We start from the raw sequence: 22,120 nt of genomic DNA on the forward strand, positions 1-22,120 counted from the left end.
ATTGCCAGAACAGGCTCGCCCCCTTATGATCCGGCGATAACGGAACGGCAAGAATTCCGTGTCACACCCCACAGGCAGAGCAGTCAGCCCATGTTTCAGCAACGACCTGTCCGTCAGTCCAGTATCAGTTCGGCCATCCAGATATTCGAGCTGATCTATCACAGTATCGTCCGCAACGTGCGCAAGGCACACGGCAATGCGCTGATGGCGATCGTCATGAACATGCTGCAGGTGGCGATCTTCGTTCTTGCGTTCTATGTGCTGTTTTCGGTCCTGGGCCTGCGGCAGGCCGCTCTTCGCGGGGATTTCCTGCTCTACATCATGTCGGGGATTTTTCTCTACATGACGCACGCCAAGACACTGGGCGCAGTGGTCGGTTCCGAAGGCCCCGCATCACCCATGATGAAACACGCGCCGATGAACACGATCATCGCGATCATGGCCGCAGCCCTTTCGACACTCTATATTCAGGTTCTGTCGCTGTTCGTGATCCTGTTCGTCTATGACGTGGCAATCACCCCGTTCGAGATACAAGATCCCGCCTCGGCCTTTGGTATGGTCATGCTGGCGTGGTTCACCGGGCTGGGTCTCGGCGTTCTGCTGCTGTCGATCAAACCGTGGTTTCCGACATTCGTCAGCATCTTCACCACCATTTACCAACGCGCCAACATGATCGCATCGGGCAAGATGTTCGTGGCCAACACCCTGCCTGCCTACATGCTCGCCATGTTCGACTGGAACCCGCTGTTCCACTGCATCGACCAGTCGCGGGGATATGTGTTCGTCAACTATTTCCCGCGCTATTCATCGTGGGAATACGCGCTGTGGGTTGGCCTGATCCTGTTGATGATCGGGCTCATGGGTGAATTCTATACCCGCCGCCATGCCTCGCTCAGCTGGAGCGCGCGGCGCTGATCAGACCTGCATGGTCGCCGCGACAGCAGATTGCCATCGGGAATAACGCGCTTCGCGCTCTTGTGCATCCATGACCGGTTCGAACCGCCTGTCGCAGCGCCAGCTTCCTGCAAAACCCTCCATGTCGGGACATACACCGGCAAACATCCCCGCCAGCCAGGCCGCCCCCAACGCGGTAGTTTCCTGAACTTCGGCCCGATCCACCGGCGCGCCAAGGACGTCTGCCAGGAACTGCATCGTCCAATCCGACGCGCACATCCCCCCATCCACCCGCAGGACACTGTCACCGGCACCCGTCCAATCCGCGCGCATCGCCTCCAACAAGTCGCGGGTTTGATAGCCCACGCTTTCCAACGCGGCGCGCGCGAACTCTGCCGGGCCCGTGTTCCGCGTCAGGCCAAAGATCGCCCCGCGTGTTTCCGGGCGCCAGTACGGCGCGCCCAGCCCGGTAAAGGCCGGAACGATGACAACGTCCTGCGCAGGGTCGGCCGCTTCGGCAAGCGGCTGGGTTTCCTTTGCCTCGCGAATGATCTTCAACCCGTCGCGCAGCCATTGCACCACCGCACCGGCGATGAAAATCGACCCCTCCAGCGCATAGGTTCTTTGCCCGTTCAGTTGATAGGCGAGTGTCGTTAGCAATCGGTTTTCGGACTGCACCATTTCCGCGCCGGTATTGAGCAGGGCAAAGCATCCGGTGCCATAGGTCGATTTCATCATGCCCGGCTTGAAACAGGCCTGTCCGATCGTCGCTGCCTGCTGATCGCCCGCGACACCAAGTATAGGGATCTCGGCACCGAAAAGATCGGCCCGCGTGCGTCCGAAGTCAGCCGCGCAATCGCGTACTTCGGGCAACAAGGCGCGCGGAATGTCCAGCAAGGTGCAGATTTCGTCGCTCCATTCCCCGCTGCGAATATCGAAAAGCATGGTGCGGGCAGCGTTCGTCGCATCCGTCGCGTGAACGGCACCGCCCGTCAGGTTCCAGATCAGCCATGTATCGACAGTGCCAAAGGCAAGTTCCCCGGCCTCGGCTCGGGCCCTTGTTCCTTCAACGTTGTCGAGAATCCAACGGATCTTGGTGGCCGAAAAATAGGGATCGAGCAAAAGCCCGGTCGTCTGCGATATCGTCGCCTCGTGACCCGCCTTGCGCAACTGCGCGCAGGTTTCGGCGGTGCGACGATCCTGCCAGACGATCGCGTTGTGAACGGGTTTGCCGGTCTTGCGATCCCATATCAGCGTCGTTTCGCGCTGGTTTGTGATCCCGATGGCCGCGATGTCGCCGGTACGCAGTCCCGCCCGTTCGATCACCGCACGGCAACTGCCGGCCACGGTTGTCCATAAATCGGCTGGATCATGTTCGACCCAACCGGACGCCGGAAAATGCTGCGGAAATTCTTGCGACGCGCTGGCCAGCGGGCGCAGGGATGCGTCGAATATCATGGCGCGGGACGATGTCGTCCCCTGATCGATCGCAAGAATATGGCTCATCTCCGCACCTCCCGTTCATGGTGCATCGTGGCTTGCAGGCGTGACCGCGACAAGCCTTTCACGAAAAACCTTCGAGATACGCGGCAAGCGCAGCGACCTGGTCCGGCCTCACACGCAATCCCAACCTTGTCCGCCGCCAGAGTATGTCTTCGGCCGTTTGCGCGAACTCATTTTCGACAAACCAGTCAACTTCGGCGGCGGTCAACCCGGCGCCGAAATCCTGACCCAGATCGCTGGCGTTCCGGGCATCGCCCAGAACATGCCAGGTATCCACGCCGTGCGTCCTGAACAATCGAACTGCCTGATCCCGCGACAGGAACGGATAGTCGGCCAGCAGCCGGGCGACCAGCTTATCAGTTTCCTCCAACGGAAAGTAGCCGCCTGGCAAAGGGGCGTCCGCTGTCCAGACCGCGCGATTTACGGGCAAAACCGCGCGGAGTTTGTCGACCGCCGCTTCGGCCAACTTACGGTAGGTCGTGATCTTGCCGCCGAACACATGCAGCACCGGCGCGCCTTCGGCGTCCAGCCTGAGAGTATAGTCGCGCGTCGCAGCACTTGCCGAAGGCTGTCCATCATCCATGAGCGGCCGAACGCCCGAATAAGTCCAGACGACATCCCCGCGCGTCACGGGCCGCTGAAAATATCGCGACGCGAAGGTGCAGAGATAATCCTGCTCTGCTTCTGTGCATAAGGGCGGGGTATCGGGATCGGGGTGTTCGACATCGGTCGTGCCGATCAGCGTAAAGTCCTGTTCATAGGGAATGGCAAAGATTATGCGGCCGTCAGGCCCCTGAAAGAAATAGCTTTTCTCGTGTTCATACAGCTTTTTCGTCACGATATGGCTGCCGCGGACAAGGCGGATGCGTGTGCCGTCATTCTGTCCCATCGCGGTGCCGATGACCTGTGTCACCCAAGGGCCCGCGGCATTGACAAGGCACCGCGCGGCGACCTCGTGGCGTTCACCCGTTCTGGTATCTTCAAGTGTGCAAAGCCACCCGTCCGTATCGCGATCGGCACGCAGCAGGCGTGTACGCGTAGCAATTCGCGCACCCCGTGTCCGGGCATCGCGGGCGTTCAACACCACAAGACGGGAATCCTGAACCCAGCAGTCGGAATACTCGAAAGCCGTTTGATAAAAGGATTTCAGCGGCGCACCTTCCGGCCGTTTGCGCAAATCCAGCGTGGTGGTTGGAGGCAGAACCTTGCGTCCGCCCATGTGGTCGTACAGGAAAAGCCCCAACCGGATCATCCACCCCGGACGCCGGCCCTTTTGCCAAGGCAAGAACAGTGCCAACAACCGGCCCGCCGGCGTTTCGCTGTCGAACCTCATGTCGGGGTCCAAGGGAAGGACAAACCGCATCGGCCAACTGATATGCGGCATGTTGCGCAGCAAAACTTCGCGCTCGCGCAGGGCCTCGCGGACAAGGCGAAACTCGAAATACTCGAGGTAACGCAATCCACCGTGGAACAACTTGGTCGAAGCGGATGATGTGGCCTGGGCAAGATCACCCTGTTCCACAAGCATGACAGAAAGGCCGCGCCCCGCCGCATCGCGCGCGATGCCGCATCCGTTGACGCCGCCGCCGATCACCAGCACATCGACCGGCTCGGGTAATTTCTGATCTGCCATCTGTGTCACACCATGAATTGCGCCGGGAACCAGGCCGACTTGTCAATCATGCCGCTCCGTAAACCGGTGACATGACAGACAAACAAAACGGGCCGCGAAATCGCGGCCCATCCGTTCATCTGACGCCATCCGGTCAGAAATCGAGGTTCTCGACGTTCAATGCGTTCTGCTGAATGAACTCGCGGCGCGGTTCCACCACGTCGCCCATGAGCTTGGTGAACAGATCATCCGCCTCGGCCATGTCGTCGACTTCGACCTGCAAGAGCGTACGCGCTTCGGGGTCTAGCGTGGTTTCCCACAACTGGTCCGGGTTCATTTCACCCAAACCCTTGTAGCGCTGCAGCGTGAGACCCTTTTCACCCTCTTTCAGGATCGCATCCAGCAGGTCGAGCGGACCGTGAATTTCCTGCATCCGGTCCTTGCGCAGCAGATGCGCCACATTGGCATAAACCGCCTGCAAAGCTTGTGACATCGAGCCAAGCTTGCGCGCCTCGCCCGAGCGCAGAACCTGCCCGTCCAGAGTTCGCACTTCTTCGACACCACGCACGACACGGGTCAAACGAATACCATGGTCCTGCGTAATCCGCCCCTGCCAGCCGCGTTCGTATTCTACAGCGACCTGATCGAGGCGGCGCGCCACATCATCCGCGATCCCCTGAAGGTCTGCATCGGCACGCCCGGTTTCGAACGCGCCCGCGATGGCAGCCTGTTCCAGGATGTGGCGCGGATAGTGGGTTGGGAAGGCATCGAGAATCCGCTTGGTCTGACGCGCCTCTTCGACGACCCGAACCAAATCGTTACCGATGATTTCCTCGCCGGATTTCAGCCGCAACGCGGCCCCGTCGGTGCCCTGGTCGATCAGGTAATCCTCAAGTGCGGTCTGATCCTTCAGATACACTTCGGACTTTCCGCGCATCACCTTGTAGAGTGGCGGCTGCGCAATGTAGAGGTACCCGCCTTCGATCAGCTCGGGCATCTGCCGATAGAAGAACGTCAACAGCAGCGTTCGAATATGCGCACCGTCCACGTCGGCGTCGGTCATGATGACGATCTTGTGGTAGCGCAGCTTCGAGATATCGAACTCATCCCGGCCGATCCCCGTACCCAGTGCCATGACAAGGTTGCCGATCTCCTGCGAGCTGAGCATCTTGTCGAACCGCGCGCGTTCCACGTTGAGGATCTTGCCGCGCAGGGGAAGGATCGCCTGGGTGCGCCGGTCGCGGCCCGTTTGGGCCGATCCGCCGGCGCTGTCACCCTCGACCAGGAACAATTCAGTCTTGGACGCGTCTTTTTCCGAGCAATCCTTGAGCTTGCCAGCCAAGAAATTCACATCCATCGCAGTCTTGCGGCGAGTCAGTTCACGGGCCTTGCGGGCCGCTTCGCGCGCAAGCGCGGCCTCGACGATCTTTGAGACAATGATCTTGGCCTCGTTGGGGTGTTCTTCGAACCACTCGCCCAGTTTTTCGTTCACAAGGTTTTCCACAGCCGGGCGCACCTCGGAGCTGACCAGTTTATCCTTGGTCTGGCTGCTGAATTTCGGGTCCGGTACCTTGACCGACAAGACGCATGTCAGCCCCTCACGGGCATCGTCGCCGGTAAAGCTGATCTTTTCCTTTTTCGCGATCCCCGACTCCTGCGCATATTTCGTCAGGGTGCGGGTCAACGCGCCGCGGAATCCCGCCAGGTGCGTGCCGCCATCGCGCTGGGGAATGTTGTTCGTAAAGGGCAGAACCGTTTCGTGGTAGCTATCGTTCCACCACATTGCGACCTCGACGCCAATGCCGTCGCGCTCCCCTTCCATGAAGATGGGCTCAGGCATCATCGGGGTCTTGGAGCGATCCAGGTACTTTACGAATTCGCGCACACCACCATCGTAGAAAAGCTCGGTTTTCAAGGACTCGGCAGGGCGTTCATCCTCCAGGATGATGCGCACGCCGGAGTTCAGGAAAGCCAGCTCGCGCAAGCGTTTTTCCAGTGTCTCGAACTGATAATCGAGGTTCGAAAACGTGGATGTCGAAGCAAGGAACCGCACCTCGGTGCCTGTTTCACCATCGGATTCACCGACGACGCGCAGATGCTCGGAGGTTTCGCCGCGTTCGAACTTGGCGAAGTGTTCCTTGCCGTTGCGCCAGATGCGCAGTTCCAGCCAATCCGAAAGCGCGTTCACCACGGAAACGCCAACGCCGTGAAGGCCGCCGGACACCTTGTAGGAGTTCTGGTCGAACTTACCGCCAGCATGAAGCTGGGTCATGATGACCTCGGCCGCGGATACGCCCTCTTCTTCGTGGATATCCACAGGAATTCCACGGCCGTTGTCGCGCACCGAAACGCTGCTGTCGGCGTGGATTTTCACCCGCACGAAATCGGCATGGCCGGCCAGCGCCTCGTCGATGCCGTTATCGACGACCTCGTAGACCATGTGATGCAGGCCCGAGCCGTCATCGGTGTCGCCGATATACATCCCCGGACGTTTGCGCACCGCTTCCAGGCCCTTGAGAACCTTGATTGAATCGGCACCGTATTCTTGCGGGGACTGCGCGTTTTCTGCCATGCATGACTTCCTTGTTCTTTACGCCGATTTATACGAGTTGTGGGGGGGATTGTCACGCAGATACACCAGATTTTGCGCCACTTGCGCAATAGTTCCGGTCAATCCCTGCCGGTTGCCGCGGCCCGCGACGTGCCGGCATCTTCTGTCACCTCGACATACTGGGCCCTGTCGCCCAGTTCGGCAAAAAGTTCGGGTCCGGTGCCCGTCATCCAGGCCTGCGCGCCAAGGGCACAAATCTCATCATAAAGCGCCGCACGCCGGCCTGCATCGAGATGCGCGGCGACCTCGTCCAGCAACAGCAGCGGGGGGGCACCGAAATCGCGTGCCAGCGCGCGGGCGTTGGCAAGGATAAGCGACACCAGAAGGGCCTTTTGCTCGCCCGTTGAACAATCGCGGGCTGGGACGCCCTTTGCCGCATAGACACCGTACAGGTCCGTGCGGTGCGGCCCGACCAGCGTGCGGCCCGCGGCAAGGTCGCGAAATCGTCCCTCGGACAAGGCGTCACGCAGATCATGCGCGTCTTGCGGCATTGCCCCTTCGGATTGAACCAGCTCCAGGTCTGCGGCGGGGAACGCTGTTTCGGCCTCTGTCTGGGCATCGGCCAGTTGCGCCAGGGCAGCTTGACGGTTGGCATGGATCTGCGCGCCCGCCTCGGCCATCTGGCGCTCCAGGGCAACATACCAATGCCCGTCGCGCACCTGGTCCTTCAGCAGGCGGTTACGTTCGCGCATCGCCTTTTCGTAAGCCAGCACCGCTTCGGCATGATCGGGGGTGAAACTCATGGTCATGCGGTCGAGGAACCGACGCCGGCCTTCCGACCCTTCGATCCAGAGCCGGTCCATGCTGGGAACCAGCCAGAGAACGCGCGCGATCCGAACCAGGGCCAACTGAGTGGCTGCCTTGCCGTCTATACGCACCTGCCGCGCGGCGCCCTTTTCCGACCAGATTTCGACCTCGTGCACCTGATGCAGAGAATGCAGAACCCCGGTGATCTTCCAACCCAGGGCTTCGGGGCGGCGGGTCATGTCCTCGGCCGACGACCGCCGGAGGCCACGGCCCGGCGAAAACAGCGAAACCGCTTCGATCAGGTTGGTCTTGCCGGCCCCGTTGGGACCAAAGATCGCGACAGGGCGCGGATCAAAAGAAAGCCGCGCGCCCAGATGGGAGCGGAAATGGGAAAGCGTCAATTCCGACAGATACAGGCCAGCCATGTCCCTGCCCTTTACCGATCAGATGATGCGCGGGCCAAGATGCCCGGTCACACCCGCATCGGCATGACGACGTAAACCGCGCTGGTGTCATTGCCTTCGCGCATCAGCGTCGGATCGCCCGCCGAATTGAACAGGAACACCGCGTTTTCCCTATCTACCTGGCTGGCGATCTCGAGCAGGTATTTGGCGTTGAAGCCGATTTCGAGCCGTTCGTCACCATAGGCCACGGCCAACTCTTCTTCGGCGGCGCCGCTGTCGGGGGCGTTGACCGAAAGGATCAGGCGGTCTTCGTCCAGCTGCATCTTGACCGCGCGCGAACGTTCCGAGCTGACGGTCGCAACGCGGTCCACGGCAGCGGCGAATTCGCTTGCGTCCACTTCCATCTTGCGGGTGTTCCCTTGCGGGATGACGCGCGTGTAATCGGGGAAGGTGCCGTCGATCACCTTCGATGTCAGAGTGATATCAGGCGTTGCGAAGCGGACCTTGGTTTCCGACACCGACACCGCGATTTTCGTGTCGTCGTCTTCCAGCAGCTTGCGCAGCTCGCCCACGGTTTTGCGCGGCACGATCACGCCGGGCATGTCTGCCGCACCTTCGGGCAGATCCGCGTCAATACGTGCAAGACGATGGCCATCGGTGGCCACGCAACGCAGCACTTTGCCGCCATCGGCATCGGCCACATGCATGTAAACGCCGTTGAGGTAGTAGCGGGTTTCTTCCGTCGAGATCGCGAATTTCGACTTGTCGAACAGACGGCGCAGCACCGGTGCGTCGGCCGAGAAATTCGTCGTGTATTCCGACGACGCCATGACCGGGAAATCTTCTTTCGGCAGCGTTGCCAGGTTGAACTGCGAACGGCCAGCCGTCACAGCCAGGCGTCCATTCGCGCCGTCATCCGTCAGAGTGACAAGCGCACCATCGGGAAGTTTCCGCACGATTTCATGCAGCGTGACGGCTGAAACGGTTGTGGCGCCAGCGCGTTCCACCTGCGCAGGGGCCTTGTCGACCACCTCGATATCCAGGTCCGTCGCACGAAACTGGACTGTGTTTCCTTCGGCCTCGATCAGGACGTTGGCGAGGATCGGAATTGTGTTGCGACGTTCGACAACCGATTGTGCCTGGGCGACCGCCTTGAGCAAGGTGCCTCGTTCGATGCTGAGCTTCATGATCCTCGTTCCTTTCCCGTGCCGGACACACGCCGGGAGCGGCAAGGTATCGCAAATCCCCGCCTGCTCAAGGCTTTTGTTCGGTTGTCCAAGGAAAAGCAAAAGGCGTCAAGGGCGGCAAGGGATGCCACTGCCTGACGCCCAGTATTCGTGTCGATTACGCCTCAAGCGTGCGGCGCAGCATCTCGATATCTTCGGCGATCTGCCCGTCCTGCACCTTCAGCTCTTCGATGCGCTTCACGCCATGCATGACCGTGGTGTGGTCGCGGCCACCGAAGCGGCGGCCGATTTCCGGCAGCGAGCGGCTGGTCAGTTGCTTGCACAGATACATGGCAACCTGACGGGGCCGGGCAAAGGTGCGCACACGCTTGGGCCCGACAAGATCGGACAGGCGGATGTTGTAATGCTCTGCGACCTGGCGCTGGATTTCCTCGATCGTGATCTTGCGTTCCGAGGCGCGCAGGATGTCGGCAAGACAATCCTGTGTCATGTCCAGCGTGATCTCGCACCCGACAAGCGAGGCGAACGCGAACAGCCGTGTCAGCGCACCTTCGAGAACGCGCACATTGGTGCTGATCCGGTGGGCCAGGAACTCCAGAACGCCATCGGTCAGAACAAGGCCCGGATACTGATCCCGGAACTGTTCGACCTTGGACTGCAGAATACCAAGTCGCAATTCGTAGTCGGTCGGATGCAGGTCGACCACCAGGCCACACTGCAGGCGGCTTTTGATACGGTCCTCGAGATCCTTGATTTCACCCGGCGCACGATCGCCCGAGATGATGATCTGCTTGTTGCCGTCCACCAGCGCGTTGAAGGTATGGAAAAACTCTTCCTGGGTAGAGTCCTTGCCGGCGATGAACTGCACGTCATCGACCATAAGCACATCGACCGCACGGAACAGTTGCTTGAAATCCATCATGCGCCGGTCGCGCAGCGCCTGCACGAAACGGTACATGAACTGTTCCGCCGAAAGGTAGACGACATTCAAATCTGGCCGGCGCGACTGCAATTCATGCGCGATGGCATGCATCAGGTGCGTTTTGCCCAAACCGACACCGCCATAGAGAAACAGCGGATTGAAGGTCACGGGGCCACCTTCGGCGACACGTCTTGCCGCGGCGTGGGCCAGTTCGTTCGGCTTGCCAACGACGAATGTGTCGAAGGTAAAGCGCGCATCGAGCGGCGCACCGGGCAGCAACTCATCCTGAATGCCTGGACGGGACGGCGCGCGGGGCGCTTCGGCGGCCATCGGTTTGGCTGCCGGCCTGGGCCGGACCGTGTCATTGGCCGCGACCTGGAACTGAAGACGGCGCACGTTTTCACCTGCATTGGTCAGCTGGTGAAGGATCAGTTCGCCAAAGTTCTGTGATACGTAGTTGCCAAGAAAACTCGTGGGCACGGTGAAGACGGCCACCCCGTCCTTGATGTCCGAAAATTCGATCGGCTCAATCCAGTTTGCGTAGTTGTTCTTGCCCACTGTCCCCAGCAAGTTCTTACGCAGCTGTCCCCACTGTTCTTGCGTCATCTTTTCCCCGTTTCTCGCCGCTCTTCGTCCACGCACACATGTCCACGATCCGCATAAAATCGTGAATCAAAACAACACTATAACCCGCTGACACTGCTCAGCCGGACGCTGCCCTTGAGAGGGCCGCATTTGCAAAGTTCGGACATAGGTACGTGCGCGGGGCGTCCCCTCCCCGATAACCGCACGGTGCCCCATGCACCGAGTTACTTGTCGGACTGGCCGGGCAAGAAAACACCCGTAGAAAGCAGGCATGCGCAGCAGCTGCATACATGTCGCTTTCGATAGACCTGGTTCCGCTCCTGTCTGGCGTCTGCAGGTCTTACCTGTCCCCCCAAGGCGATGTGACTCGCTGGAATGGAAGCTAGCAATTTGGCCAAGCGCCGGGCAACTGATCTTCGCGCTTGACTCTGGCTTTTGCGAAAAAGAATCTCTCGCGCTTGCGGCAGTGCATTGAATCTCTTGGAGTCATGAAAAAAGGCGCTGCAGAACTGCAACGCCTTTCATTCAATTTGGGTCGCTCAGAAGCTTAGCCAAGCGCCTTAACGCGGGCCGACAGACGCGAAATCTTGCGCGAGGCGGTGTTCTTGTGGAAGACACCCTTGGTCACGCCGCGCATCAATTCGGGCTGTGCCGCGCGCAGTGCGGACTGTGCCGCATCCTTGTCACCGGAGGCGATCGCCTCTTCGACTTTGCGCAGGTAGGTGCGGATGCGCGAACGGCGGGCTTTGTTTACGGCAAGACGGCGCTCGTTCTGGCGGGCGCGCTTCTTGGACTGGGGCGAATTTGCCATGATATCTGACCTTTGTGGTTCGGGTTCGGTTCGTTTTGTTCCACGATGCAAACCCACCCGGCAGGCCAAAGGCCGGTATCGATTCGAGCCATAGCGGGCTGCACGCGCATGTATGACGGCGGGCTATAGCGGAAAGTGCCGGATTTGCAAACCGCAAAATCGCCCGCCCGGAATACGAGCCCGGCGTGGCCGCCGGGCTTGCATTGGATTCAACGGTCGCGGAATTGCGCGGTGCGCTTTTCCAGGAAGGCGGCCATGCCTTCCTTCTGATCTTCCGTCGCGAAAAGCGAGTGGAACACGCGCCGTTCGAACAACAGACCTTCACGCAGCGGCGTTTCGAAAGACCGGTTCACCGATTCCTTGACGGCCATCACGGTGATCATGGATTTTTCGGCGATCTTCGCGGCTGCGGCCATGGTTTCTTTCATCAATTCCTTGCAGGGAACGATCCGGCTGACCAGGCCCGCGCGCTCTGCCTCTTCGGCATCCATGAAGCGCCCGGTCAGGTTCATGTCCATTGCCTTGGCTTTGCCAATCGCACGTGTCAGGCGCTGGGTTCCACCGATCCCCGCCATGACGCCAAGGTTGATTTCGGGCTGGCCGAACTTGGCAGTGTCCGACGCGATGATGAAATCGCACATCATGGCGAGTTCGCAGCCGCCGCCCAGCGCATAGCCGGACACGGCAGCGATGATCGGCTTGCGAACGCGGCATATCGCATCCGTTTCATTGGTGAACAGATCGCCTGCAAACACGTCGACAAAGCTTTTCTCGCTCATCATCTTGATGTCTGCACCGGCGGCGAATGCCTTTTCGCTTCCGGCAATGACAATGCAACGCACCTTTTCGTTGTCCTGTGCCGCCGTCAGGGCATCCGACAGCTCGCTCAGCAACTGATCGTTGAGAGCATTCATCGCATCGGGGCGGTTCAGTTTGATAAGGGCAACGTGGTCTTCTACTTCGACGATGATCGTCTCATAGGCCATGAAATTTCGCTTTCGCTTGTTTCGCTCAGATCGGTACGATTATCACCGTTGCCACGCGGTTCAAGCTATCTTTGGCACGACGGGCAGTAGAAACTCGACCTGCCGGATTGAACGATGCGCCTGATTTTCGCTTCGCACCCCGGCGTTCGGCAGGGGTGTCCTTCGCGCCCGTAAACATCGAAAGAGTGCTGGAAATATCCAAGTTCGCCGTCCGCTTGCCGGAAATCCCGCAAGGATGAACCGCCGGCCGATATCGCGTCTGCCAGAACCTCGCGAATGATCGGCACAAGTGCGGCCACACGCCGCGCCGAGATACGCCCCGCCTTGCGCCCCGGATGGATGCGTGCGCGGTAAAGTGCCTCGCATACATAGATATTTCCCAACCCGGCGACGATATGCTGATCCAAAAGCGCGGCTTTGATCGGCGTGTTGCGACCATGAAGCGCCGCGACAAGGTGCGGTTCGTTGAAATCGTTTCCCAGAGGTTCCGGGCCGAGTGCAGCAAGCAGTTTGTGCGCTTCCGCGGTGGCGGTATCCATCAGGTCCATCGCGCCGAATCTGCGCGGATCGTTGAACGTGATACGCGCGCCGGTCTCCATCTCAAGCACGACATGGTCGTGTTTTTCCGGTGCGGGATGGTCGTGCACGAAAACGCCCAGCGGATCGCCCGAAACCAGCATGCGGCCTGACATCCCAAGGTGAATCAACAAAGTCTCGCCCGAATCGAGATCCGCCAGGATGTATTTCGACCGCCGCCGCAGGGCCTGCACACGCCGGCCCGTCAGCCTTTCGGCCATACGCGGCGGAAACGGCCAGCGCAGGTCGGGCCGGTTAACACTTGCGTGTGCGATGACGTGGCCCTCCATTACCGGGGCAAGGCCGCGGCGCACGGTTTCGACCTCGGGCAATTCGGGCATGTTTGCAGACCTCTCTGACAGAAGGGCGCATTGCAGCGCCCACTCAGCGCCCTATAAGAAGGGCAGAGGCAAAGGAACGGCAAGCCCCATGAGCGACGAGTATCAGAAAACCACGCATTTCGGCTTTCAGGATATACCCGAGTCCGAAAAGGCGGGCCGCGTCCGGGGTGTGTTCGGGTCGGTGGCGTCGAAATACGACGTCATGAACGACGCGATGAGCATGGGCATCCACCGCGTCTGGAAGGATGCAATGATGGATTGGCTGGCCCCGCGCCCGGGCACCCGGTTGCTGGATGTGGCGGGTGGCACGGGCGACATCGCGTTCCGCTATCTTGCGCGCGCCGGTCACGCGCATGCCACCGTGCTGGACCTGACCGAACCCATGCTGATCGAAGGCCGCAAGCGGGCCGAGGCCGAGCGGCAGGCCGACAGCCTGGACTGGGTGGTGGGCGATGCAATGGCCCTGCCCTTTCCTGACAACAGCTTTGACACCTACACGATTTCCTTCGGCATACGGAACGTCACCCGCCCGCAAGAGGCCCTGAACGAAGCCTACCGCGTGCTGCGCCCAGGCGGGCGATTGATGGTGCTGGAGTTCAGCCAGATTCCGAACGACCTGATGCAAAAGGTTTATGACCTTTATTCCTTCCACATCATTCCCCGCATGGGGCAGATCATCGCGAACGACCGGGACAGTTATCAATACCTCGTGGAGTCGATCCGTAAATTCCCCGATCAGGATACGTTCCTTGAAATGGTCCGCACCGCAGGTTTCGGGAATGCCAAGTACCGCAACCTGACGATGGGCATCGCCTGCCTGCATTCCGGCTGGAAGATCTGAGTTGCGCGGCCCTCACAACATATGGCGCCTGATACGGACAGGCGCGACGCTGGAACGCACAAACGCGATGAGCGTCGTGCTGGATGCCTTCAATGCGCCGCGGACGGTGCGTCTTGTCTTGCGGTCTGTCGTCTGGCCGTTCCGATGGCTGGGGTACAAGGGCGACCCGTCGATGCCTCCGGCGACCCGCGCGCTGACGGCACTGGGCCCTGCTTACATCAAGTTCGGTCAGGTGCTTTCGACCCGGCCCGACGTCGTCGGCGACGAGCTGGCCAATCAGCTGCGCGTGTTGCAGGACAAGTTGCCGCCATTTTCCCTGGCCGAAGCACGAAAAAGCATCGAGACCGAACTGGGCGAACCGGTTGACGACGTGTTTCTGGAGATCAGCGAACCCGTGGCGGCTGCGTCGATCGCACAGGTGCACAAGGCGAGGCTGCGTGAAACCGGCGAAGCTGTTGCGATCAAAGTGCTGCGTCCCGGCATCGAACGCGCCTTTCAAAAGGATATCGACGCTTTTTACCTTGCTGCCAACGTAATCGAGTTCCTCGCCCCCTTTGCCCGCCGCCTGCGCCCGAACGAAGTGATCACGCATTTCGAGGGCGTGGTCATGGGTGAACTCGACCTGCGCCTGGAAGCATCTTCCGCAAGCGAATTCGCCGCCAACACCGCGAATGACGAAGGTTTCCAGCTTCCTGAGGTAAAGTGGCGCTATTCCGGGCGTCGCGTGATGACATTGGGTTGGGCCGAAGGTGTCGCGCTGGGCGACAACGATGCTCTGGATGCCGCCGGGCACGATCGGGCGCAACTGGGTGAACGCGTGCTGCGCCTGTTCCTGAACCACGCCCTCCGCGACGGCTTTTTTCATGCCGACATGCATCAGGGCAACCTCAAGGTCGCGCCGGATGGTGACATCATCGCCTATGATTTCGGGATCATGGGGCATATCGATGAATACACCCGGCGCGTCTATGCCGAGATCCTCTACGGTTTCATCCGCAAGGATTACAAGCGCGTGGCCGAAGTGCATTTCGAGGCAGGCTATGTTCCCGCCGATCGCGATGTCGATGAATTCGCCCGCGCCTTGCGCGCGGTCGGAGAACCGATCTTCGGTCTTGATGCCACCAAGGTTTCGATGGGCCGGTTGCTGAACTACCTGTTCGAAGTGACCGAGCGGTTCGGGATGGAAACGCGCACCGAACTGATCCTGTTGCAACGAACAATGGTCGTCGTCGAGGGCGTGGCGCGGTCGCTGAACCCGCATATCAACATCTGGAAGGTCGCGCAGCCGGTTGTCGAGAACTACATCCGCACGTCGATCGGCCCGGCCGCACTGGCGCGCGATCTGGGCAAGACGGCCATCGTTCTCGCGCGGTTCGGCCCGCGCCTGCCCAGTCTTGTCGAGGCGGCGCTTGTTCGCCAAGCGTCACCGCAAGACCAGGCGCCGCAACGCAGCGGCTGGCTGACTTGGTTGGCTGTCGTGGTCGGGGCGCTCGGGGGTGCCGCTGCCATGGCTCTTGCCGTGCATCTGCTTGGCTAGGACGCGTCTTTCAAGGCCGCGATTTCAAGTTCCAGAGCTTCCGAATCCCGCCCGTCGCTGCCCGATTGCTCGGACCGCCACTGGCAATATGCAGCCATGCGCCAATGAAAGGCAGAAGCCAGAGATTTGTAGCGGTCGGTCACAATCGCATCCCCATAGGCCGCGAGAAAGGACTCGACCTCGATCCGCGACAATGGACCTGCACCGTAAAGGAGCTGCATTGCCGGCGAAAGAAAAACCGCAAGGTCTTCTGCCGGGTCGCCCTGGGCTGGGCACTGCCAATCAATCAAACATACACCGGTGTCCGTCGGGACCGCGTTTGCGGGGACCGGATCACCATGTAGGAAGACGGTCTGCTGAACCGGTTCGACCGCGACGGTCGGGCGGAAAGTGGCAAGGCGGCCGGAATCCCGACACATGGCAAGTATTCTGTCCCCTTGCGCAAGCACGGCCCGAGAACCCGAAGGCGGCTGGCGCATCCCCTTGAATGGCGAAATCCGATGTAGGGATGCCAAAGCATGTGCCATGCCGATTGGCGTCACCATGGGCTGCGTGCTTTCAACATGGCGGTAGATCACGCAGCGCCCATGCCGGGTTTCGACATCACCGATCAGCTTGGGCGCCAGGCCGGTTGTGTCCAGACATCGAAGAGCGGCCACCTCGGCGTCGGGATCGTTGGGAAACATCGGCGTCGCGGCGCTTTCGACGAAAAGCTTCACCACCAGAACATCATCGCCAAAGTTCACCCGCCAAAGCAGGTTGGTGCGGCCACCGGTAAGACGCTCCCAGACAGCCCCGCCGGGAATCCATTTCCGCAAAACAGGGTCTGACGCCATTTGCGCAGAACCTTGCGCGCAATCCGACTGTTTCATTCAATTCCCATTGCCAGTGCAGGCGGTCCAACAGTTACGTGGTTGGACGACAGGGAACAAGGATGACAATCATTGGCCGCGCAGTGCAGAAACCGAGCTGGCCGGGATGATCTGACCGAATTCTGTCATCAGTACGATACCCTGTGACGTTTGCTGTGCCTCGATCACACGGGAATAGGGTTCCGCGGCAAGCCGGTCGATGACCGATCCGTCGGCGGAACGGCTTTCGACATCGAATTCGTAGGTGCCATGCAAGGCCGTCCCTCCTCCTGAAAGGGCCCCATGCCACACCGTCCGGCCACCGTCGCCTACAATCGGGTCGCGCGACACCTCGTTTCCGAAACCGTCGCGCACAACAAGGTCGGCCTGATCGGCACCCGCGGCCGGTTCGGCCCAAACGGCAATCGGTGCGCCATCGAAATGGGCCGGTCCGGGGGCCCGCACCTCCATGCCGACAAAACCGGCCATCTGCGTAAGACCGGCACCCGATTGCCCCAAGATCCGCCCCAGCAGATCGTTGGTTAGAACCTGTTGTTCCACCGCCGAAAACGTTGCGAGCTGCACGGCAAATTCCGAGGATTCCACCGGGTTGAGCGGATCCTGATTTTGCATTTGCACGGTCAACATCTTCAGGAAGGTTTCAAAGTCCGAGCTGAGCGCGCTTTCCTTCTTTCCGGTCGTGTTGTTCGTGCCCGACGAAGCGGAGTAAGCGGGCTGGATCGTCTGAAAATCGGTCATTATTTCCTCTCACAAGCGGATATCGAGCGAATCTGGTTTTGAGCGCGCAACTTCACGCGGGGAAACATCGTGCGCCTCAGACTCGCATTCGAGCCTTTGATCGGCATGGATGGCGCTTTGGTCATTGTCTCTGGCCGACGGCCCACGATCCCCACCAATGGCCACCTCCAGCTTGGCAAAGCCCTGCGCCGCGAATGCGTCGGATAGAAGCGTGATGTTCCGGCGCACCAGTTCCAAAGTCTCGGGCCGGTCCGCAACAAGGTTCAGAACCGATGCGCCATCCACATGCGTCAACGAAAGGCGCAGTCGGCCAAGCTCTTCTGGACGCAGGGTGATTTCGATACCGCCATCCGCAAGACGTGGAACGACGTCCAGTATCTGACGCACCACATTCTGAACCGGAAGCCCGGCCCGCCACTGGGCATCGGCATGGTAGCTGACATACGCCCTTGCAAAGCCGCCCTGCAACGCATCATGGCCGCGCAATTCCGGGACGATTTCTTTCTCCGGTTGGATCGTTGTATCTGGTCCGAGGACAGAGATTTTGGCTTCGAGCGGCAAGGCGGATGAAACAGGCTTGTCCTGGACCGGATTGGTCAGCACCGGCAAGGCGACATCCGAAACTTGGCGTTCCTTCGACGTGGTCACGAGTTGGACTTTGACTGCAGGATCGCTCGGCCCCGAAAACTCGGGCTTAAACTCCGTTTTAAGGTTTAACAGACCCGAATTTCCAGAAATCTTCAATGTCGGTGATGTTGGGCCGACCACTGTCTGTGGCTGCGTCGAACGCTTCTGTATCCTGTCCAGTTCGTCGACAGATAGCTGCCCCGAAACGGCTTCAACATTGACCTTGGGTCGCTCCCGTTCAGGCTCTAACGAAGGTGGCTTTGACACGGAGTCTTGGTCGGCAGGTTGCGCAAGTAGGCCCGGTTTCGACTGAGTTGCCGTGGCTGGAATTGGCTCGCCCACAACGCTGTTTGTCACAATCTTCTGCACCGGATTGCCCGTGCTATCCCCGGCACTACCGGCCAGAATAGTTGGGATAAGTCCCTGTTTCCCCCTTGCCGAAGGTTTCAAGGCTGACTGGTCAGAAAGTGCCGCATCAAAGGTCGCTTTCTCGGGTTCTGGCGCATTTCGGGCAGGCACATGGGAAAGCCCGTGTGCCGCAGGTGTAACAGCTTTGTTCACTTTATCGACGTCACCGGGGAAAACGACCATGCGATCCGGGATCATTCCATCCGGTGTTGATGATGAATCGATTTCGGCCGGAACACTGGCTGCCTGGTAGAACGTGTTCTGACCGGACTGTGATTGCAGTCCTTCTTTTCCTTCCATCACGACGGAAGACGGTTTCCCGGAACTTCTGGAAACTGGTGCAACAGGAATGACGTCATCGGCTATTGGGAGATTTGGCGGAACATCGGCCCCTTCGAAACCCTTCTCAGTGTTTTGGTCGAAATCCCCCGTTGGCCCGGTGTCGCCTGCCGGTTCGGTCCCCTCCAACACCAGGTCCGGCGAAGGGGCGATATCTGTGGCGTCGCCACTGAACTCCAGAACGAAATCCACGGGCGGAACCAACTCGTTCCCAGCGCTGCCGGGCTGTCGCGCACACTTGGCAAGCGGCTGGCCAACTACGCTGCCCACTACTGCGATACCGTTACTCATGTCAGCCCCGTTCTGGTTCTTCGGCACGAGTATCGCCTCTGGTCGTTACCGGTTTTTTACCGATTGCCGCTCATGCTTGGAAAAATCCGTTGAATTGAAAGAAAGCGTGAAATGACCGAACTGCCCCGGATTGAAGGCCCCCTAACGGCGGACAGCAACCGCAGGCTGCGCGCAGTCGCGGTTGAGCTTGAGGCAAGTTTTCTTGCCGAGATGCTCAAATCCTCCGGTCTCGGCAAAACACCTGACGCATTCGGAGGCGGGACAGGCGAAGATCAGTTTTCGTCCTTTCTCGTGCAAGAGCAGGCCCGCGCCATTGCCGAGCGTGGCGGAATCGGACTGGCCGAAACGATTTTCAACAGCTTGAAGGACCGAGGACATGAATGACAGTTCCACCCAAGACGCCCTGGAAGACCTGCTTGAACGAGAAAGAACCGCTCTTCTGGCAGGCGATCTTGAGTCGATCATTCGACTCGCAGACGAAAAGGAGCGTCTTGTCAGCGCCCTTGCGCCTTTCGAGAAAGACGATCTCGAATCCCTGCAAGCAAAGGCGATGCGCAACCAGCAGCTATTGAACAGCGCGATCGAAGGCATTCGCGCGGTATCCAATCGGCTGGCCACATTGCGCGACACACGCGACCGGCTGAATACCTATGACAAGACCGGTCGACGCCAGACCATTGAAGGTACCTTTCCCCGCAAACTGGAAAAAAGGGCGTGATTTCATTTCAAAATATTGGTTTCGTTTGGAAAAATCCCACGGATATCGCCAACGGCGATTAGGTATCTCTTAGTTCTTTTCACTTCAGTCTGATCACGCACCTCATAGGTGGCGCGGACCTGCAAAGATCGGTTCGCAAACGTCAGAAGACGGTCGATCCTTCCCCGCTTTCGATGGGGACGGAAAACCCAAACGGGCGGAAACCGCCTCTTGACTGAAGGAAACAAGATGTCGAGCATTTTGACGAATAACAGCGCCATGGTTGCGCTGCAGACGCTGCGTTCGATCAACAAGAACCTCGCTACCACCCAGAACGAGATTTCGACGGGTAAATCGGTGGCATCGGCCAAAGACAATGCGACAGTCTGTATGACCTTCGCATTCGACGAATACGCGCGCTGGGTCTGGATCATCGACGTGAGTTCGCCCGCCACATCCGTGGTCGATTCTTCCCGCGAATACGCGACGATATCGCCGGTCGGACCGTCACCGGCATCCCAAAGGAAGTACGTACCGCTTTCCGGTGAGGGCAGATATGTCTGCCGGTCCAGCGCGACCATGCCGTTCGGGTTCGGCATATCCACCAGGGGCACCTGATAAACACGCCGGGTGATCCCGGTGTCAAAGAACGCGTGGACGAAACCATTTTCATCCACCTCGACCGAAGTCATGTTGCCGACCGGTGACCCGTCCTTTGAAATCGCCACTGGTGCAAAGCTGTCGGATAGCTGGGTCAGGCCGCTGGAATCCCCGGGCCTGCCGATGGTGATCTCCATTGGCCCGCCAGCCACGTTCACTGTCAGCATGCCAGTTGACGGATCATAGGCCCCGCCCGATACCGTGGCGATAGAGTTCAGCGTTCCGCCGGATGTCCGGCTGTCATCGAATGTCAGCGTGTACTCCCCGATCGCCGCCCCGCCCTGGGCCGAATCCTTGATCACCATCGTCCACTCGTTCGACGATCCGGTGGCTGGAACGGTCGGCGTGAATTCGACCGCCAGGCTTTCAGAAGTCCCAAGGTTGTCGAAATATTCGACGGACAGTTGTTGCGTGGCGCCGGCTGCGCCAGAGGCTGTCTCGGTGGCGGGCAGGTTCACACCCAGAGACATGCGGGTTGTCGGCTCACCGGTAAACTGGTTCACGTTGATGCGCACAGGGCTCAAACCCGCGGATGTATCTCGGGGATAGGCCGGAATAGTGCCATCGGCCAGCGCAGGCCAGCCAAGAAGCACAAGGCCGGATTCGGTGCGCAGATACCCGTCGGCATCCGTGCGGAACGATCCGGTGGTTGTAAGGAACATCGTCGTGTCGCCGTTGCCCAAACCGACCTCGGTCGCCTGCGCGACGGGGACGAACCCCCGGCCCCGCACGCTCAGGTCAGTCGGGTTCGACGTGGTGACAAGCGAACCGCTTTGATCGATCAGTCTCTGGTTCGTCGTACGAACACCGCCCGCGGTATAGGCGTGACTGGAACTCGACAGTACCATCGAGTGGAAATCCGTTTCGACCCGCTTGTATCCAAAGGTCGAAGAGTTGGCGATATTGTCCGAGATCGAAGCCAACCGGCTGGCATTGGCCGCCAGCCCCGCCACACCCGCGTTAAGCGAAGAGGAAATCGTCATGGATACGCCTTTCTGCTGCATCACCCTGTTTCGGGATGCAGTGATAAAGGCGTCGGCTTAACACCGGACTAATAGCTAAAATTCCATCAACCTTCCGTGCGCAGCAGAACGATCTCCAGCCTGTTGTTTCGCGGGGACATGGGGTTTCTGATGCTCGGCTCCCGATCTGCATGGCCGGTCACCCGTTCGATCCGGGCGCTGGGCATGCCCTTGGCTTCCAGCAGCCGGCGCAAGGCATCCGCCCGGTCCGCAGAAAGACCCCATACGGTATTGTTTGCGCGGACGACGGGCTGCGCGGCGACATGGCCGCCGATGGCGACAGGATTGCGCACAAGCCCAAGAACACGCGTCAGCATCTGCGCAAGCGCGGTCAAAAGCTCGGTCGGTGCATCCGACTCGTCTTCGAACAGGGTTGCACCTTCGATGTCGAACAGCTCGATCACCAACCCCTCGTCGGTCACGCGGGTCACGACGTGCCGCAAGAGGTTGCGTTGAGTCATGCTTTCTCCACCACGCGCGAGAAGCGCGGTTTCGACCTCCTGGAAAGCCGCAGTTTCCGAATCGTGATCCGCGCCGCGATCGGACAGGCCTGTTTCGCCACGGGACAGCCGTGCTTCGGTCGGGCGCATGTTCGTACCACCAGTACCGGTGCGCGCCATGGTCATTTCGGAAAACATGCTGTCGCCGCCCAACGTCCCTTCACCACCGCCCGATATGCGCGCCAAGGGTACGGTGGGGCTGAAATACTCGGCGATGCCTTTTCTTTGCTTCTCGGTTGTTGCGTTCAACAGCCACATCAAAAGGAAAAACGCCATCATTGCGGTCACGAAATCGGCATAGGCCACTTTCCACGCACCACCGTGGTGACCATCGCCCGCAACGATCTTTTTCCGTTTGATGATGACTGGCGCCGCATTGCTATGCGCACCCATCTTCACCACCTTATCA

Annotated in this window: 18 protein-coding genes and 2 pseudogenes; 6 read left to right on the top strand and 14 right to left on the bottom strand. The window is 59.8% G+C overall.

The features are described from left to right. The first annotated feature begins 90 nt into the window (after nucleotides 1-90). Complete coding sequence (locus tag BLT50_RS11045) at nucleotides 91-915, top strand: ABC transporter permease (protein ID WP_090028745.1); 825 nt, start codon at nucleotides 91-93, stop codon at nucleotides 913-915. Here BLT50_RS11045 and glpK read toward each other — a convergent pair whose 3' ends face one another. The 9 genes from glpK to mutM all read right to left on the bottom strand — a co-directional run bounded on the left by glpK (nucleotide 916) and on the right by mutM (nucleotide 13,179). Next, nucleotides 916-2,400, bottom strand: a complete 1,485-nt coding sequence (glpK, locus tag BLT50_RS11050; protein WP_090028746.1) for a glycerol kinase GlpK — start codon at nucleotides 2,398-2,400, stop codon at nucleotides 916-918. Nucleotides 2,401-2,458: 58 nt separating this feature from the next. Further along, complete coding sequence (gene glpD / locus BLT50_RS11055; RefSeq protein ID WP_090028747.1) at nucleotides 2,459-4,030, bottom strand: glycerol-3-phosphate dehydrogenase; 1,572 nt, start codon at nucleotides 4,028-4,030, stop codon at nucleotides 2,459-2,461. 133 nt (nucleotides 4,031-4,163) lie between these two features. Beyond that, a complete protein-coding gene (gene gyrB / locus BLT50_RS11060; protein ID WP_090028748.1) occupies nucleotides 4,164-6,581 on the bottom strand; it encodes a DNA topoisomerase (ATP-hydrolyzing) subunit B in 2,418 nt (805 codons plus the stop codon). Between the two features lie 98 nt (nucleotides 6,582-6,679). Further along, nucleotides 6,680-7,792, bottom strand: coding sequence for a DNA replication/repair protein RecF (recF, locus tag BLT50_RS11065; protein WP_090028749.1), 1,113 nt, complete (start codon nucleotides 7,790-7,792; stop codon nucleotides 6,680-6,682). Between the two features lie 47 nt (nucleotides 7,793-7,839). After that, complete coding sequence (gene dnaN / locus BLT50_RS11070; RefSeq protein WP_090028750.1) at nucleotides 7,840-8,958, bottom strand: DNA polymerase III subunit beta; 1,119 nt, start codon at nucleotides 8,956-8,958, stop codon at nucleotides 7,840-7,842. 157 nt (nucleotides 8,959-9,115) lie between these two features. Continuing rightward, nucleotides 9,116-10,486, bottom strand: a complete 1,371-nt coding sequence (gene dnaA / locus BLT50_RS11075; RefSeq protein ID WP_090028751.1) for a chromosomal replication initiator protein DnaA — start codon at nucleotides 10,484-10,486, stop codon at nucleotides 9,116-9,118. A gap of 526 nt (nucleotides 10,487-11,012) precedes the next feature. After that, complete coding sequence (gene rpsT / locus BLT50_RS11080; protein ID WP_090028752.1) at nucleotides 11,013-11,276, bottom strand: 30S ribosomal protein S20; 264 nt, start codon at nucleotides 11,274-11,276, stop codon at nucleotides 11,013-11,015. Between the two features lie 209 nt (nucleotides 11,277-11,485). Beyond that, nucleotides 11,486-12,262, bottom strand: a complete 777-nt coding sequence (locus BLT50_RS11085; RefSeq protein ID WP_090028753.1) for an enoyl-CoA hydratase — start codon at nucleotides 12,260-12,262, stop codon at nucleotides 11,486-11,488. A 65-nt stretch (nucleotides 12,263-12,327) separates the two neighbouring features. After that, on the bottom strand, nucleotides 12,328-13,179 hold the full coding sequence (mutM, locus tag BLT50_RS11090; RefSeq protein WP_090028754.1) for a bifunctional DNA-formamidopyrimidine glycosylase/DNA-(apurinic or apyrimidinic site) lyase: 852 nt from the start codon (nucleotides 13,177-13,179) through the stop codon (nucleotides 12,328-12,330). A gap of 88 nt (nucleotides 13,180-13,267) precedes the next feature. On the opposite strand from mutM, the gene ubiE reads away from it, so the two are divergent. Both ubiE and ubiB read left to right on the top strand, forming a co-directional pair. Beyond that, entirely contained in the window at nucleotides 13,268-14,020 is a 753-nt protein-coding gene (gene ubiE, locus BLT50_RS11095) for a bifunctional demethylmenaquinone methyltransferase/2-methoxy-6-polyprenyl-1,4-benzoquinol methylase UbiE (RefSeq protein WP_090028755.1), read from the top strand. Nucleotide 14,021: 1 nt separating this feature from the next. Further along, nucleotides 14,022-15,557 carry a 2-polyprenylphenol 6-hydroxylase gene (ubiB, locus tag BLT50_RS11100; protein ID WP_090028756.1) on the top strand — a complete coding sequence of 512 codons (1,536 nt, stop codon included), beginning with the start codon at nucleotides 14,022-14,024 and terminating at the stop codon, nucleotides 15,555-15,557. Here the strand turns inward: ubiB and BLT50_RS11105 are convergent. From BLT50_RS11105 to BLT50_RS11115, 3 genes are all read right to left on the bottom strand, one after another. After that, nucleotides 15,554-16,429, bottom strand: coding sequence for a phosphotransferase (locus BLT50_RS11105; RefSeq protein WP_139170518.1), 876 nt, complete (start codon nucleotides 16,427-16,429; stop codon nucleotides 15,554-15,556). The two genes, ubiB and BLT50_RS11105, sit on opposite strands and share 4 nt — an antisense overlap. A gap of 69 nt (nucleotides 16,430-16,498) precedes the next feature. Next, nucleotides 16,499-17,167 carry a flagellar hook capping FlgD N-terminal domain-containing protein gene (locus tag BLT50_RS11110; RefSeq protein WP_090028757.1) on the bottom strand — a complete coding sequence of 223 codons (669 nt, stop codon included), beginning with the start codon at nucleotides 17,165-17,167 and terminating at the stop codon, nucleotides 16,499-16,501. A 9-nt stretch (nucleotides 17,168-17,176) separates the two neighbouring features. Next, a complete protein-coding gene (locus BLT50_RS11115; protein WP_139170519.1) occupies nucleotides 17,177-18,832 on the bottom strand; it encodes a flagellar hook-length control protein FliK in 1,656 nt (551 codons plus the stop codon). 111 nt (nucleotides 18,833-18,943) lie between these two features. Here BLT50_RS11115 and BLT50_RS11120 point away from each other — a divergent pair, with 111 nt between their 5' ends. The 3 genes and pseudogenes from BLT50_RS11120 to BLT50_RS19575 form a co-directional block, all read left to right on the top strand. Beyond that, entirely contained in the window at nucleotides 18,944-19,216 is a 273-nt protein-coding gene (locus tag BLT50_RS11120; protein ID WP_090028759.1) for a rod-binding protein, read from the top strand. Beyond that, on the top strand, nucleotides 19,209-19,550 hold the full coding sequence (locus BLT50_RS11125; protein WP_090028760.1) for a hypothetical protein: 342 nt from the start codon (nucleotides 19,209-19,211) through the stop codon (nucleotides 19,548-19,550). The genes BLT50_RS11120 and BLT50_RS11125 overlap by 8 nt, the downstream gene beginning before the upstream one ends. Nucleotides 19,551-19,778: 228 nt before the next feature. Beyond that, nucleotides 19,779-19,916: pseudogene (locus BLT50_RS19575) on the top strand (flagellin N-terminal helical domain-containing protein); the annotation flags it as partial. Here BLT50_RS19575 and BLT50_RS11130 read toward each other — a convergent pair. Both BLT50_RS11130 and BLT50_RS11135 read right to left on the bottom strand, forming a co-directional pair. Then, a pseudogene (locus BLT50_RS11130) lies at nucleotides 19,880-21,193 on the bottom strand (flagellar hook protein FlgE); the annotation flags it as partial. The pseudogenes BLT50_RS19575 and BLT50_RS11130 sit on opposite strands and share 37 nt — an antisense overlap. 65 nt (nucleotides 21,194-21,258) lie before the next feature. Further along, nucleotides 21,259-22,104 (bottom strand): flagellar motor protein MotB, encoded by an 846-nt coding sequence (locus BLT50_RS11135; protein WP_090028877.1) that lies wholly within the window; start codon nucleotides 22,102-22,104, stop codon nucleotides 21,259-21,261. Nucleotides 22,105-22,120: the final 16 nt, after the last annotated feature.

The organism is Lutimaribacter saemankumensis, from assembly GCF_900100005.1.
GTDB lineage: Bacteria > Pseudomonadota > Alphaproteobacteria > Rhodobacterales > Rhodobacteraceae > Lutimaribacter > Lutimaribacter saemankumensis.

What these genes read in the sequence shown, in the direction of transcription:
- BLT50_RS11045 (WP_090028745.1), top strand. Translation starts at nt 91, where the DNA reads ATGTTTCAGCAACGACCTGTCCGTCAGTCCAGTATCAGTTCGGCCATC.
- glpK (WP_090028746.1), bottom strand. Translation starts at nt 2,400, where the DNA reads ATGAGCCATATTCTTGCGATCGATCAGGGGACGACATCGTCCCGCGCC.
- glpD (WP_090028747.1), bottom strand. Translation starts at nt 4,030, where the DNA reads ATGGCAGATCAGAAATTACCCGAGCCGGTCGATGTGCTGGTGATCGGC.
- gyrB (WP_090028748.1), bottom strand. Translation starts at nt 6,581, where the DNA reads ATGGCAGAAAACGCGCAGTCCCCGCAAGAATACGGTGCCGATTCAATC.
- recF (WP_090028749.1), bottom strand. Translation starts at nt 7,792, where the DNA reads ATGGCTGGCCTGTATCTGTCGGAATTGACGCTTTCCCATTTCCGCTCC.
- dnaN (WP_090028750.1), bottom strand. Translation starts at nt 8,958, where the DNA reads ATGAAGCTCAGCATCGAACGAGGCACCTTGCTCAAGGCGGTCGCCCAG.
- dnaA (WP_090028751.1), bottom strand. Translation starts at nt 10,486, where the DNA reads ATGACGCAAGAACAGTGGGGACAGCTGCGTAAGAACTTGCTGGGGACA.
- rpsT (WP_090028752.1), bottom strand. Translation starts at nt 11,276, where the DNA reads ATGGCAAATTCGCCCCAGTCCAAGAAGCGCGCCCGCCAGAACGAGCGC.
- BLT50_RS11085 (WP_090028753.1), bottom strand. Translation starts at nt 12,262, where the DNA reads ATGGCCTATGAGACGATCATCGTCGAAGTAGAAGACCACGTTGCCCTT.
- mutM (WP_090028754.1), bottom strand. Translation starts at nt 13,179, where the DNA reads ATGCCCGAATTGCCCGAGGTCGAAACCGTGCGCCGCGGCCTTGCCCCG.
- ubiE (WP_090028755.1), top strand. Translation starts at nt 13,268, where the DNA reads ATGAGCGACGAGTATCAGAAAACCACGCATTTCGGCTTTCAGGATATA.
- BLT50_RS11105 (WP_139170518.1), bottom strand. Translation starts at nt 16,429, where the DNA reads ATGAAACAGTCGGATTGCGCGCAAGGTTCTGCGCAAATGGCGTCAGAC.
- BLT50_RS11110 (WP_090028757.1), bottom strand. Translation starts at nt 17,167, where the DNA reads ATGACCGATTTTCAGACGATCCAGCCCGCTTACTCCGCTTCGTCGGGC.
- BLT50_RS11115 (WP_139170519.1), bottom strand. Translation starts at nt 18,832, where the DNA reads ATGAGTAACGGTATCGCAGTAGTGGGCAGCGTAGTTGGCCAGCCGCTT.
- BLT50_RS11120 (WP_090028759.1), top strand. Translation starts at nt 18,944, where the DNA reads ATGACCGAACTGCCCCGGATTGAAGGCCCCCTAACGGCGGACAGCAAC.
- BLT50_RS11125 (WP_090028760.1), top strand. Translation starts at nt 19,209, where the DNA reads ATGAATGACAGTTCCACCCAAGACGCCCTGGAAGACCTGCTTGAACGA.
- BLT50_RS11135 (WP_090028877.1), bottom strand. Translation starts at nt 22,104, where the DNA reads ATGGGTGCGCATAGCAATGCGGCGCCAGTCATCATCAAACGGAAAAAG.